Source organism: Xanthomonas sp. NCPPB 3570 (genome assembly GCF_056725115.1).
In genome coordinates, this window is record NZ_CM161513.1 from 96,155 (window position 1) to 109,119 (window position 12,965).

Annotated in this window: 10 protein-coding genes; 5 read left to right on the top strand and 5 right to left on the bottom strand. The window is 69.5% G+C overall.

Annotation, left to right across the window (positions count from 1 at the left end):
• The first annotated feature begins 34 nt into the window (after positions 1–34).
• The 3 genes from AC1PLR_RS00460 (at position 35) to AC1PLR_RS00470 (ending at position 4,602) form a co-directional block, all read left to right on the top strand.
• Positions 35–2,236, top strand: a complete 2,202-nt coding sequence (locus AC1PLR_RS00460; protein ID WP_481102299.1) for a TonB-dependent siderophore receptor — start codon at positions 35–37, stop codon at positions 2,234–2,236.
• A 132-nt stretch (positions 2,237–2,368) separates the two neighbouring features.
• The gene (locus AC1PLR_RS00465) at positions 2,369–3,241 is read left to right on the top strand and encodes a hypothetical protein (protein WP_481102300.1); all 873 of its coding nucleotides are present in this window, start codon (positions 2,369–2,371) and stop codon (positions 3,239–3,241) included.
• A gap of 32 nt (positions 3,242–3,273) precedes the next feature.
• Positions 3,274–4,602, top strand: a complete 1,329-nt coding sequence (locus tag AC1PLR_RS00470; protein ID WP_481102301.1) for an XVIPCD domain-containing protein — start codon at positions 3,274–3,276, stop codon at positions 4,600–4,602.
• A gap of 168 nt (positions 4,603–4,770) precedes the next feature.
• Here AC1PLR_RS00470 and AC1PLR_RS00475 read toward each other — a convergent pair whose 3' ends face one another.
• From AC1PLR_RS00475 to AC1PLR_RS00495, 5 genes are all read right to left on the bottom strand, one after another.
• Positions 4,771–5,805: a patatin-like phospholipase family protein gene (locus tag AC1PLR_RS00475; protein ID WP_481102302.1), complete on the bottom strand. Its 1,035-nt coding sequence runs from the start codon at positions 5,803–5,805 to the stop codon at positions 4,771–4,773.
• A 183-nt stretch (positions 5,806–5,988) separates the two neighbouring features.
• Positions 5,989–7,002: a TIGR00266 family protein gene (locus AC1PLR_RS00480; RefSeq protein ID WP_481102303.1), complete on the bottom strand. Its 1,014-nt coding sequence runs from the start codon at positions 7,000–7,002 to the stop codon at positions 5,989–5,991.
• A gap of 104 nt (positions 7,003–7,106) precedes the next feature.
• Entirely contained in the window at positions 7,107–7,937 is an 831-nt protein-coding gene (locus AC1PLR_RS00485; protein WP_481102304.1) for an acid phosphatase, read from the bottom strand.
• Positions 7,938–8,119: 182 nt separating this feature from the next.
• The gene (locus AC1PLR_RS00490) at positions 8,120–8,902 is read right to left on the bottom strand and encodes a rhomboid family intramembrane serine protease (protein WP_481102305.1); all 783 of its coding nucleotides are present in this window, start codon (positions 8,900–8,902) and stop codon (positions 8,120–8,122) included.
• A 102-nt stretch (positions 8,903–9,004) separates the two neighbouring features.
• Positions 9,005–9,958, bottom strand: a complete 954-nt coding sequence (locus AC1PLR_RS00495) for a TerC family protein (protein ID WP_017913055.1) — start codon at positions 9,956–9,958, stop codon at positions 9,005–9,007.
• A gap of 258 nt (positions 9,959–10,216) precedes the next feature.
• Between AC1PLR_RS00495 and AC1PLR_RS00500 the strand changes: the two genes are divergently transcribed.
• Complete coding sequence (locus tag AC1PLR_RS00500; protein ID WP_481102306.1) at positions 10,217–11,398, top strand: class I SAM-dependent rRNA methyltransferase; 1,182 nt, start codon at positions 10,217–10,219, stop codon at positions 11,396–11,398.
• Positions 11,399–11,485: 87 nt separating this feature from the next.
• Positions 11,486–12,643, top strand: coding sequence for a glycerate kinase (locus AC1PLR_RS00505; protein WP_481102307.1), 1,158 nt, complete (start codon positions 11,486–11,488; stop codon positions 12,641–12,643).
• The last annotated feature ends 322 nt before the right edge of the window (positions 12,644–12,965 follow it).

A 12,965-nucleotide genomic window follows, 5' to 3' on the forward strand; every position in this document is an offset into this window, starting at 1 on the left:
TGTCGCCCGTGCCCAAACTTCGCGAGATCGATCCATGCTTTCCTCCGCTCCACGCCGCCTGCTGTCCCTCGCCGTGCTGTCCGTGCTCTCCGCCGCCTCGGCACCGTTGCTCGCCGCCGAGGCCGAGGCCGCTGACGACATGCAGCCGACCACGCTGGACAAGGTCGAGGTCAGCGGCAGCCCGTCGCGCGCGCAGCCGTCCACCACCACCCGTCTGCCGCTGACGCTGCAGGAGACGCCGCAGTCGGTGAGCGTGCTGGGCCAGCAGCGGCTGGAAGAGGAATCGCTGTTCAGCATCAACGACGTGATGCGCAACGTCACCGGCGTCAACGTCTCCTTCTACGACACCCAGCGCCCGTTGTACTTCGCGCGCGGCTTCCAGATCACCGACTTCCAGGTCGACGGCCTGCCCACCTACAGCGGTTCCACCAACCAGGAATACGACATGGTCTTCTACGACCGCGTCGAGGTGATCCGCGGCGCCAACGGCCTGCTCAGCGGCGCCGGCATTCCCTCGGCCACGGTCAACCTGCTGCGCAAGCGCCCGGGCAAGACCTTCGATGCCGCGTTCGCGGCCTCGCTCGGCACGTGGGACTTCCGCCGCACCCAGGCCGACGTCACCGCGCCGCTGACCGCCGACGGCCGCTTCCGCAGCCGCTTCGTCGCCGCCTGGCAGGACCGCGGCTACTACTACGACCACTACAGCGACCAGAAGATGTCCGGCATGGCGGTGCTGGAAGGCGACCTGACCGACAGCACCACGGTCACCGTCGGCTACCAGCGCCAGGACAACGACCCGGTCGGCGCGACCTGGGGCACGGTGCCGTACTTCTTCGCCGACGGTGCGTACGCCGACCTGCCCACGTCCACCAACCTGGCGCCGAAGTGGACGCGCTGGCAGCGCAACACCCACACCACCTTCGCCAACCTGGAACAGCGCTTCGGCGAGAACTGGCTGCTGAAGGTCAACCTGGCGCGCACCGAAGGCGAGGTCAACAACCTGCGCGTGTACGGCAGCGGCTATCCCAAGCGCGACGGCAGCGGCATCTACCTGCGCGCGGCCGCCGGTCGGACCACCGACACCCGCGACGGCCTGGACGTGTACCTGTCCGGTTCGTTCCCGCTGTTCGGCCGCGACCACGACGTGGTCCTCGGCGGCAGCTGGCAGGACCTGCAGTCGACCACGCCGACCCTGGCGCAGCGCTATCCGGGCGACTGGACCACCTGCGGCCGCGAGCGCTGCTACTACATCCCCAACGTCTACGACTGGCGCGGCGACGTGGGCCAGATCACCACCACCCGCACCGGTGCGCGGCGCGAGGCACGCACCACCCAGCGCGGCGTGTACGCCTCCACCCGCCTGCGCTTGGCCGAGCCGCTGTCGTTGATCGCCGGCGCGCGCCTGAGTTCCTGGCAGACCCGCACCCAGTCCTTCGCCGCCGATGGCAGCTACACCGGCACCAGCGGCCGCTACCGGGTCAGCGACGAGGTCACGCCCTACGTCGGCCTGGTCTACGACATCACCCCGGCCATCTCCACCTACGCCAGCTACACCGAGATCTTCAATCCGCAGAACTACAAGGACAAGGACAACAACCTGCTGGCGCCGGTGCAAGGCTCCAACCTGGAAGCGGGTGTCAAGGCGCAGCTGGCCGACGGCCGCGCGCTGCTCAGCGCGGCGGTGTTCGAGGCCAGGCAGGACAACTACGCGGTGCGCGACATGACCCAGCCCGAGGCCTCGCTGCCCGACGGCAGTTCGGCCTACATCGGCGTCGACGGCACCAAGAGCCGCGGCTGGGAAGTGGAATACAACGGCGAACTGCGCCCGGGCTGGACGCTCAACGCCGGCTACACCCGCGCCAAGGTCACCCGCGCGCCGACCGATGCGATCTACGCCAACCTGCCGGAAGACTACCTGCAGCTGTCCACCCAGGTGCGCCTGCCCGGCGCCTGGCAGCGCCTGAGCCTGGGCGGCGGCGTGAGCTGGCAGAGCGCGGTGCGCGGCTACAACATCCAGCGCCCGGTCGGCGACGGCAGCGCCGCCACGCGCCCGGTCACCGTGGTGCAGGATCCGTACGCGCTGGTGCACTTCAACGCCAACTACCAGCTCAGCTCGCAGTGGACCGCGACCCTGGCGGTGACCAACGCGCTGAACAAGAAGTACTGGGCCAACCTGGATTACCAGAACTACGGCGAGCCGCGGTTCGTCAGCTTTACATTGCGCTGGCGGTACTGAGCTGCGGCGCATGACGGGCAAGGACGCCCTTCGCGCAGCCAGGCATTGCTGCGCCGCTGGTCGCCGTGGCGATGCGTGCCGATGGCCGGCATCGCGCGTCTATACTGCCGCCGCCATCATCGGAGGATGCAGATGCGACCCGCCACGCGCTTGGCTCAGTGCTTGTTGCTTGCCGGCATCCTGCCCCTGGCAGGGTGCGCACAGTCCGGCTCTGCCGACACGCCGGCGGCCACCTCCACCAATGCCCAGGGCTGCGTGAGACAGCGCCAGCTCGGCCCACAGGATCCGTTCAAGACGCCGCCCCCACTGATGGAGGCATGCCTGGGTCCGTACAAGCTACGCATTCCGGCCAACTACTTCGGCGACCAGATGGGGCCGAACTTTGACGACAGCTTCGGCCTGTACCTGGAATACCCGTCGCTGCAGCCGTTCGCGCCGGGCGAACGCGCGCATCTGAGCCTGGATGTGTCGACGCGGACGGTCGATATCGGGTATCACTATTTGGATCGGGTGGACGTGCATGAGGCGCTACGCAGGCGCTATACCGGCTATTCCGCGGACAAGGAGAATCCGGCAGAGCATCTGCAGAGCCGTCTCAGGCAAAGCCCGGTGTATGGGCTGACGCCCTACTATGCGGATCTTCCGAAAGTGTTTGCCTACTACAAGGCGAAAGGATACCGGGCGTCGGCGCCTGCGCTCAACGCAGAGGAGCACGATGATTGGTACGTCGAACGGGATGCGCATGGCCAAATTCGCACCTTCATCAAATGCACCTCGCATGTAGTGACCGAAACCGGTGTGGAGTACCAGAAAGGAAAACTGGTGCGTAGCCAAGACGCCGAACTTCCAGAGTGCCGTCATATCTTCGTGCTTCCCGACGTCAGGACGCTCGTGGAGGTGCGCTACGTGCGCGCGGCATTGCCGGACTGGAAGAGAATCGAGGATGCAGCGCGTAGCTATCTGGAGAAGTTCATGGTGAAAGGGAATCGGGCGCAGAACAGGTAGTTCTGTAGGCAAACGGCAAAGGAGTTCTGGGAATGAGTGGTCTGGACAAGCGCGATCTCGCAGTTCTCGGTTACTACGCCGAACAGGGAAATCGAGAGCTTTATTGGAACTACCTCGCAAACAAACAAGGCAATGACGGCTACGGGTTGCTCGCGCTCGGTGTCGTCCGCAACGATAACGCACCAGGCGCCACGGCAAACGCGTTCGCCGAGAGCCAGGCCCGTCGTGACGGTGTCCCGATGAGCGAACGGCAATGGAACAAATTCGGCATTGATTTGATGAAGAGCGACTTCGAGAGTCGGCGAAGCTACTTCGACAATGGCCAACCCGCGCAGGCTCTGAATCTTCCGGTCAAGGACGTCGAAGCCGTCCACGACGCCACCTTCCAGAAGCATCACATCAACCCCAACGGCTGGACGCCGCGCGAACTGCTCGACGCCGCGCGCCGCCATGGTGGCGAGCCCGAGGCGGAAAAGGTCTGGACGATGATGCTCGACAACTCCGCACTCGGCTTGAGCCGCGCCGGTTTCACCATGAACGACGTGCGCAAGTACGACGACGCGCAACTCGATATGGTGTCCTACACCGCACGCATGACCGCCGCGCGCCTGCTTGCGCACGAAGCACGGCCGATCACCGATCCGGAACGGATCGGCGCACAGAGCTTCTATTACGAGCGCGATGCGCGAACCGGGCAATGGACCAATTGGGTGTCCGGTGGCGAGCAGACCATCGCCCAGCCGGTGCGCGACCCGCAACAGCTGCGCGAGCTCGACGACACTCGTGCGCTGCGCCTGGAGCGCCAGCAATTGCGCGAACAGTTCCACCCCGAGGATCCGTATCGCCACCAGCCGATCCTGCGCAGCCCGCAGACGCTGGCCGAAGCCGATCCGGTGCAGGCGGGACCGGCGGTCGCGCAGGCCGCGCGCACGTCCGATCCCGCCGAGCCAGGCCATCCGCGCCATGCGCTGTACCAGCAGTGCGCCGCCGGTACCCAGGCGCTGGATCGGCAGTTGGGACGCAGCCCCGATGCGGACAGCGCCTGCATGGCGGCCAGCGTCACCGACCTTGCCGCACGCAACGGTCTGCAGCGGGTGGATCACGTACTGTTGAGCGAGCGCGGGCGCACGGCGCAGCCGGGCGAGTTGGTGTTCGTCGTGCAGGGCGATCCGAAGGATCCGGCGCACGTGCGCGCTCACATGTCCACCGAAGAGGCGATCCGCACGCCGGTAGCGCAGTCCTTCGAGCGGCTTGCCGAGTTCGATCGGCAGCAGGCATTGGTCCAGGCGCAGCAGGTCGCCCTGCATCAGGATGTCCACCAGCAGGACGCGCAACGGCAGAGTGCGGTGCCGCGGATCTGAGCGACGCGACGCCTGCGGGACCTGTGGTCATGTCCGCAGGGCGCATGCGGGAGGCGACTGCTGTGCGTCCCACGCCAGGCGTCACAGCGGCGCGCGCGGTTCTGCAATGTGACTGGTGCGCTTACCCTCACCCGCGGTTCTCTCCCGGTGGGAGAGGGGAGCGACGCCTCAGTCCTTGGGCTTGCAGGGGTCGTCGCGGCGCAGCAGGCGGCCCAGCCGCGACTGCGGTTCGCACGGCGGCGGCGCCGGTTGCGCGGCCTTTGCCGCCGCCGCGGCGGCGTCGCTGCGTTGCTGCTGCAGTTGCGCCAGCTTGGCCTTGATCTGCGGCATCGCCGCCAGCGCGGCCTTCTCGCCTTCCAGGATCGCGGCGTTGCGCTGGGCGAAATCGGCCGCGCCGATGTCGTTGACCTTGGGCCGGATCACGATGTCGGCGCGGCCCAGTTCCTGCTGGCCCAGGCGTTGGCCCATGATCGCGATCGACTGGTTGACGGTGCCGAGCATGCTGCCCGGGTTCTTGCCGCTGGCCTTGCTGGAGATGTCCACGGCAATGACGAAGTCGGCGCCGAGCTGGCGCGCCGCGTCCACCGGCACCGGGCTGACCACGCCGCCGTCCACGTAGTGGAACTTGCCGATGGTCACCGGTTCGAACACGCCAGGGATGCTGCTGGAGGCACGCACCGCCTGGCCGGCGTTGCCGCGCACGAACACGGTGCGCTCGCCGTCTTCCAGCCGCGTGGCGACCGCGGCGAACGGCTTGGCCAGCTTTTCGATCGGCTTGCCCTTGAGCTGGGCGTTGACGTAGTCCTGCAGCGCCTGGCCCTGCACCAGGCCGCCGGAGAACAGGCGCATGTCGCGGATGCTGCTTTCGTCCAGCGCCACCGCCGCCTGCTGCATCTGGAACGCGTCCATGCCGCTGGCGTACAGCGCGCCGACCACGCTGCCGGCGCTGGTGCCGGACACCACCGTCGGCTCCAGGCCGTTGGCCTGCAGCATCTTGATCACGCCGATGTGGGCGAAGCCCTTGGCCGCACCGCCGCCCAGGGCGATGCCGATGCGCAGCGGCTTGGCCGCCGGCGCGGGCAGCGGCGCCGGTCCGGTCACCACCGGGGCCGGCGGGGCCGGCTTGGGTTCGCCGCCGCAGGCGGCAAGCAGGCCGAACAGGGACAGGGACAGCAGCAGGCGCGGGGAACGGAACACGGTCATGGAAGCGTCGCGGAAAGGAGGAAGGAGCCGGCGCGAGCATAGCGGCATCCTCCTGCACCGCCCACGACTGGAGGTCATGGTGTGGGCGCTTGGACGTTCCGGAGCCGCCTGATCCCGTGAGCGCTGCGCCCGCACCCTCACCCCAACCCCTCTCCCGGGGGGAGAGGGGCTGAGCATGCCGTCTTAGAACCTGTTGTCGCCGTCCAGGATCCGGCCGAAGTCGCCCAGCACCGAGCCTTCGCCGCGGTTCTGCCCGCCGCCTTGCGGTGCGGCGGCGAGCATGCGTCCGGCCAGGCGCGAGAACGGCAGCGACTGCAGCCAGACCTTGCCGGGGCCGGTCAGGGTGGCCAGGAACATGCCTTCGCCGCCGAAGAACATGCTCTTGATGCCGGTGACCGGGCGCACGTCCATGTCCACCGAGGCGTGGAACGCGACCACGCAGCCAGTGTCCACGTCCAGCCGCTCGCCGGCGGCCAGTTCGCGCTCGACCACGCAGCCGCCGGCGTGCACGAACACCCAGCCGTCGCCCTCGAGCTTCTGCATGATGAAACCTTCGCCGCCGAACAGGCCGGTCATGACCTTGCGCTGGAAGTGGATGCCCAGCGAGACCCCGCGCGCGCCGGCCAGGAAGCTGTCCTTCTGGCAGATCAGGCGGCCGCCGTGCTGGTCCAGTTTCATCGCCAGCACCGTGCCGGGGTAGGGCGCGGCGAAGGCGACCTTGGCCTTGCCGTGGCCCTGGTGGGTGAACACGGTGGTGAACAGGCTCTCGCCGGTGACCAGGCGCTTGCCGGCCGACAGCAGCTTGCCCATCAGCCCACCCTGGTCGGCGTTGGAGCCGTCGCCGAACACGGTGTCCATCCGCACCGCCGCGTCCTTGAACATCAGTGCGCCGGCTTCGGCCACCGCGCTCTCACCCGGGTCCAACTCGATCTCCACGAACTGCATCTCGTGGCCGACGATGCGGTAGTCGATCTGGTCGGCGCGGCTGGCGGCGGTGGGCAACGGCGGCAGGCCCGGCGGCAGGAAGGACGCGCCGCCCCGCAGCGCGGCGATCTGCGCCACCGGCAGCCAGCCGCTCTGGCCCTGGCACCAGGCCAGCGCCGTGGGGTTGTTGCGGGCGAAGGCGACCGCGTCGGCATCGTCGAACGGGCCGGAGCGGGTCTGTTCGCTGCCGGTCAGGAAATACCACTGGGTCATGGGTGCAGGTCCTTGGAGAGAAGTCGCGCGAGTCTAGCCTGCCGTCCCGGACCGTTCGCATCTGCCCAAAGACAGGGGGCGGTGCGGGCGGCCGAACGCCGTGCCTACAGCGCGCTGGCCGGCCGCACCTGCAGGACGCCGGCTTCCGCGGCGCAGTCGTCGGCCGGCACGCGCCCGGCCGCGCGCGCGGCGGCGATCTCGCCGCGGGCCGCGGCCAGGTCGGTGCGGAAGGCCGGATCGTCGTGCAGCCGCGCCACCGTGGCCGCGCCCATGAAGCGGCCGGCGAGCACGTCGCTTTGCCAGTGCACGTTGCACACCAGCCGGCTCTCGCCGTAGTTACGGCCGCGCGCGATCAGCGCATCGGCGCGTTCGGGCGCGATCTCGCTCAAGATCAGCGCCCACGCCCAGCCGATGGCGCTGTGCCCGGACGGATACGAGCCGCTCTGGCGCAGGTCGTCCAGATCGTCCGGGGTGCACACCGCCTGCTGGTTGCGCAGGAACGGCCGCGCGCGCTGGTACTGGCGCTTGGCCGCCTTGGTGGCAGCGCTGGCGTCGATGCGGCTGCGCTCCAGCAGGGTGTACAGGTGTGGGGTGTGCTGCGCGTCGATCGCCACGCCCAGCGCGCAGGCGAACTGGCCGGCACCGTTCGGGAAGCTCAGATCGGCATCGCGCGCGGCCTGCTGCCAGCGCGCGCTGCCGCGCATGGCCAGCGCCTCGCGGTTGACCGCCAGGTCCAAGGCCTCGCCCGGCGAGCCGGCCGCCGGGGGTGCCGGCAGCAACTGCAGGCTGTCCGGCACCGCCGCGGCCGGCAGGTAGCCCACCGCCTTGGCCGGCACAGGTGCCGGCGCACGCAGCGCGGGGCCGCTGCAGGCGGCCAGGGCGAGCGCCAGCACGGCGGCGGCGGAGCGGGAACGGCAGGCGTGCGACACGGACATGCGAACTCGGACAGCGACGGCGGATCGGTCAGTGTACGGCGCGATGCCGCGACGGGTCGCCCGTGACGGCATGCCGCGGCGCCCGACTGCTGTAGGGGCGGCTTCAGCCGTGAGGGACATTCCCGGGAAGGCGTCGCGGCTGAAGCCGCTCCTACGGATACCAACGCACGTCCGGCCGCACCTCAGCCCCCGTCACGCTCCCCACGCGGTGGGAAGCGCAGCACGACCCCGCGCGGCGCCTGGGGCGGCTGCCACAGCACCGGCACCTGGGTCGGCGGTGGCGGTTCCAGTTCGTCGTCGGCGACGAGGAGGTCGTCGGTGTCTTCCTCGTCCTCCCAGCTGTAGCGCTTGCGCGGCGGCAGCGGATCGCGGTGGCGCAGCAGCAGCGCCGCGACCACCCCGCCCACCGCGCCGCCCAGGTGGGATTGCCAGGACACCCCGTCCTCGTGCGGCAGCACCGTCACCAGCATGCCGCCGTAGAACAGGAAGGCGATCATGCTGGCGGCGATCGCCGCGCGGTCGCGGCGCAGCAGTGCAAGCACGAACACCAGGAACAGCAGGCCGTGGGCGACGCCGCTGGCGCCCAGGTGATGGCTGCCGGGGTCGCCGAGCCACCAGGCGCCCAGGCCCGAGCCCAGCCACAGCAAGGGCAGCCCGGCCAGGGTGGCGCGCGGATACACGCTGCCGGCCAGGGTGCCCAGGATCAGCAGGGCGCCGGCATTGGCCCCCAGATGCTCGAGCGAGCCATGCAACAGCGGCGCGGTGAGCACGCCGAGCAGGCCCGCGGCCGTATGCGGGGCGACCGCCCAGGGCCGCCAGTCGAACAGGCCCTGGCTGGCGAACACCGCCACCAGCACCGCTACGAAGGCCAGGCTGACATTGAACGCGCGCAGGATCCGCGCGCGGTCGAAGCGGCCCTGCGCCTCGGGCTCGGGCGTGGGCGAGGGGAGCGAAGAGGTGTCCATGCTCCCTGGATGGCGGCGCCGGGCGTCCAAGGCAAGGCGCCGCCGGTGGGAGGGACTGGCCGCGACCGCGGGACAATCCGCGGCCGCGGCACAGGTGCCGGGTCAGTGCGCCGGCTTGGCCGGGCGCAGCAGGCTCAGCACCACGGTGGCGCCGATCACCACCGCCACCGCCAGCAGCGACACCAGCACCGGGATCTTGTACAGGTCGATGATCAGCATCTTGGTGCCGATGAACACAAGCACGATCGCCAGGCCGTAGGGCAGCAGGTGGAAGCGGTCGGCCATGCCCGCCAGCAGGAAGAACATCGCGCGCAGGCCCAGCACCGCGAACACGTTGGAGGTCAGCACGATGAACGGGTCGGTGGTGATCGCGAAGATCGCCGGGATGCTGTCCACCGCGAAGATCACGTCGGTGATCGCGATCAGCATCAGCACCGCGAACAGCGGGGTGAACCAGCGCTTGCCTTCCTGGGTCACGCTCAGCGCGTTGCCGTGGTACTGCGGGGTCAGGCGCAGATGCTTGCGCATGAAGCGCAGCACCGGGTTGGCTTCCAGGTCGGGCTCCTTGCCCGCGGAGAACCACATCTTGATGCCGGTCAGCAGCAGGAACGCGCCGAACACGTACAGCAGCCAGTGGAACTTGGTCAGCAGCACCGAGCCGGCGAAGATCATCACCGCGCGCAGCACGATCGCGCCGAGCACGCCGATCACCAGCACGCGCTGGCGCTGCTCCTCCGGCACCGCGAAGTAGCTCATGATCATCAGGAACACGAAGATGTTGTCGACCGCCAGCGACTTCTCGACCAGGTAGCCGGTCAGGAACTCAAGCCCCAGGCGGTTGCCGGTGGCCACATCGATGGTCTCGCGCAGGTACCACCACAGGCCCGCGTTGAACGCCAGCGCCAGCGCGATCCAGCCGATGCTCCACCACAGCGCTTCCTTGAAGGTGACCTTGTGCGGACCGCCGTGGCGCATCAGCACCAGGTCCGCCAGCAGCGCCACGACCACCACGATCGCGAAACCGCTCCACAACCACACGTTGCCTATCGTTTCCATTGGGAATCTTCCGTCAGTGAACAGGGAACCTCGGGGCCGCGTTGGCGGAGGCGTTCCGGACGGAGACGACGGATGTCGTCCAGAGGGTGCCTTCGCCACTGCGGCGAAGGTCTCGCTCGCAACCGGCGGACCGGTTGCCGTTGCACCGGAGCCCGCGGGCTCGAATTGACGGCGACAACGTCGGGAGCTACTCCCCTTCTGAGGGCATTCTTGCGGCTGCCGGCGGTGCCGTCAATCGGGGCGGCTACAATGGCGTTCATGAATAGTCCCCTGCCCGTAGTCCGCCTCAAGAACGCCTGGCGCTCCAGCCATCCTTGGATCTTCCAGAAACTGGTCGAAAAACCCGCCGCCAGGCCCAAGCCGGGCGCGCTGGTGGACGTGGTCGGGGTGGATGGCGACTGGATCGGCCGCGGCTTCTACAACGGCCACTCGCGCATCGCCGTGCGCATCCTCGAGACCCACCCCGACATCGCGGTCGACGAATCGTGGTTCGCGCGCAAGATCGCCGAGGCGGTGTCGCTGCGCCGTGACGTGCTCAAGCTGGACGCGGTCAGCGACGCCTGGCGCGTGGTGCATGCCGAGGGCGACGGGCTGTCTGGGCTGGTGGTGGATCGCTACGGCGACCTGCTGGTGGTGGAATTCTTCAGCGCCGGCATGTTCCGCCACCGCGAGTGGATCTACGCCGCGCTGCGCGCGCAGTTCCCCGGCGCGCGCTTCTACAGCTTCGCCGAGGAGCACGTGCAGAAGCAGGAGAGCTTCGACTACCGGCCGGTGTCCAGCAGCGGAGAGCGCCCGGAGCCGGCGATCATCAGCGAATACGGCGTGCGCTTCCGCGCCGACCCGGCCGGCGCGCACAAGACCGGCTTCTTCGCCGACCAGCGCGAGAACCGGCAGTGGCTCAGCCAGCAGGTGGAGGGCAAACGCGTGCTCGACCTGTGCTGCAACACCGGCGGTTTCGCGGTCTACGCCAAGGTCCGCGGCGCCACCGAGGTGGTCGGCGTGGACATCGACGAGGACGTGATCGAGATCGCCAAGGGCAACGCCCGCCTCAACGACGTGCGGCCCAAGTTCGTGCAGGCCGACATCTTCCCGTACCTGCGCGATGCCGCTGCCCGCGGCGACCAGTACGACGTGGTGATCCTGGATCCGGCCAAGATGACCCGCGACCGCGACCAGGTGATCCCGGCGCTGAAGAAGTACCTGGACATGAACAAGCTGGCGCTGGGCGTGGTCGCCCCGGGCGGCCTGTTCGCCACCTTCTCCTGCACCGGCCTGGTCGCCGAGCACGAGTTCCTGGACATGCTGCGCCGCGCCGCCTACTTCTCCGGCCACACCATCCAGATCCTGAAGGTGGCCGGCGCCGGCGCCGATCACCCGTTCATGGCCCACGTGCAGGAATCGCGCTACCTCAAGGCGGTGTTCTGCCGCGTGCTGGACTAGCGCGCCGCGCATGCGCCAGGCCGAACCGCGATGCCTGCGTGACGGCCTGATCCGGGCGCGCCGGCCGGCGTTCGCCGCCGCAGCTGCATGAAGATCGTCATCGCCCCGGACGCATTCAAGGAGAGCCTGTCGGCGGCGCAGGCCGCGGCGCAGATCGCGGCCGGCTTCCGCAGCGTGTTCCCGGACGCACAGTACGTGCTGCTGCCGTTCGCCGATGGTGGCGAAGGGACGGTGGACGCGCTGGTGGCCGGCGCTGGTGGACGCCGGGTCGCCTGCACGGTGACCGGCCCGCTGGGTGAACCGGTGGCGGCGCAGTTCGGGTTGAGCGAGGACGGCGACACCGCGCTGATCGAGATGGCCGCGGCCAGCGGGCTGATGCTGGTGCCGCCGCATGTGCGCGATCCGCGCCTGACCGGCACCCGCGGCGTCGGCGAACTGATCCTGGCCGCGCTGGATGCCGGCGCGCGCCGGCTGCTCATCGGCATCGGCGGCAGCGCCAGCAACGACGGCGGCGCCGGCATGGCGCAGGCCCTGGGCGTGCGCCTGCTGGATGCGCACGGCCGTGACCTGGCCGCCGGCGGCGCGGCGCTGGGCGCGCTGGCGCGTATCGACCTGGACGGGCTGGACCCGCGGCTGCGCGACTGCACCATCGAGGTCGCCTGCGACGTCGACAACCCGCTGACCGGGCCGAGCGGCGCCTCGGCGGTGTTCGGGCCGCAGAAGGGCGCCACCCCGGCGATGATCGCCGAACTCGATGCCGGGTTGCGGCACTACGCCGAGGCGATCGAACGGACCCTGGGCGTGGCGGTGGCGTCGCTGCCCGGTGCGGGCGCCGGCGGTGGCATCGGCGCGGCCCTGGTCGCCTTCCTCGGCGCGCGCCTGCGCCCGGGCGTGGAGATCGTCGCGCAGGCGCTGGGGCTGGAAGCGCACCTGGCCGGCGCCGATCTGCTGGTCACCGGCGAGGGCCGCCTGGACGGGCAGAGCGCGCAGGGCAAGGTGCCGGTCGGCCTCGCCCGCATCGCGCGACGTCACGGCGTGCCGGTGCTGGCCATCGCCGGCGGCCTGGGCGACGGCGCGGCGGACCTGCATGCGCAGGGGATCGACGCGTTGTTCGGCGCGGTGCAGCGGGTGTCCACCCGCGAGGCCGCGCTGGCCGACGCCGCGGATGCCCTGCGCGCGGCGGCACGCAACGTGGCTGCAGCGATCGCGCTGGGCCGGCGCCTTGGCGTTCCCCGCGCGCAATAGATGACCGGTGATTGCCGCATGGCCCCCGCGAGGTCGCTGCTCCGCGCGTCGCGGCTGAAGCCGCTCCCACAGGGGGGCATTTCGCCAGCGGATACGCCACGCACAGGAAGGCCTTGTGGGAGGGACTTCAGTCCCGACGCGATGAACCGGCGGTTGTCCCAGCTGAGGTAGGGAGCCCGTCTCAAGGCAGGCATAGGTCCGCGCCGGGCCCGCTTTCGCCATCCCCAATCCCCAATCCCCAATCCCCAATCCCCAATCCCCAATCCCCAATCCCCAATCCCCAATCCCAACTTCCGTTCCCGCACCAAACTGGTGCTACAGC

Excerpts from the sequence above, each read along its gene's own strand:
- AC1PLR_RS00480 (WP_481102303.1), bottom strand. The coding sequence starts at position 7,002 with ATGACCCAGTGGTATTTCCTGACCGGCAGCGAACAGACCCGCTCCGGC.
- AC1PLR_RS00470 (WP_481102301.1), top strand. The coding sequence starts at position 3,274 with ATGAGTGGTCTGGACAAGCGCGATCTCGCAGTTCTCGGTTACTACGCC.
- AC1PLR_RS00465 (WP_481102300.1), top strand. The coding sequence starts at position 2,369 with ATGCGACCCGCCACGCGCTTGGCTCAGTGCTTGTTGCTTGCCGGCATC.
- AC1PLR_RS00460 (WP_481102299.1), top strand. The coding sequence starts at position 35 with ATGCTTTCCTCCGCTCCACGCCGCCTGCTGTCCCTCGCCGTGCTGTCC.
- AC1PLR_RS00485 (WP_481102304.1), bottom strand. The coding sequence starts at position 7,937 with ATGTCCGTGTCGCACGCCTGCCGTTCCCGCTCCGCCGCCGCCGTGCTG.
- AC1PLR_RS00475 (WP_481102302.1), bottom strand. The coding sequence starts at position 5,805 with ATGACCGTGTTCCGTTCCCCGCGCCTGCTGCTGTCCCTGTCCCTGTTC.
- AC1PLR_RS00500 (WP_481102306.1), top strand. The coding sequence starts at position 10,217 with ATGAATAGTCCCCTGCCCGTAGTCCGCCTCAAGAACGCCTGGCGCTCC.
- AC1PLR_RS00495 (WP_017913055.1), bottom strand. The coding sequence starts at position 9,958 with ATGGAAACGATAGGCAACGTGTGGTTGTGGAGCGGTTTCGCGATCGTG.
- AC1PLR_RS00490 (WP_481102305.1), bottom strand. The coding sequence starts at position 8,902 with ATGGACACCTCTTCGCTCCCCTCGCCCACGCCCGAGCCCGAGGCGCAG.
- AC1PLR_RS00505 (WP_481102307.1), top strand. The coding sequence starts at position 11,486 with ATGAAGATCGTCATCGCCCCGGACGCATTCAAGGAGAGCCTGTCGGCG.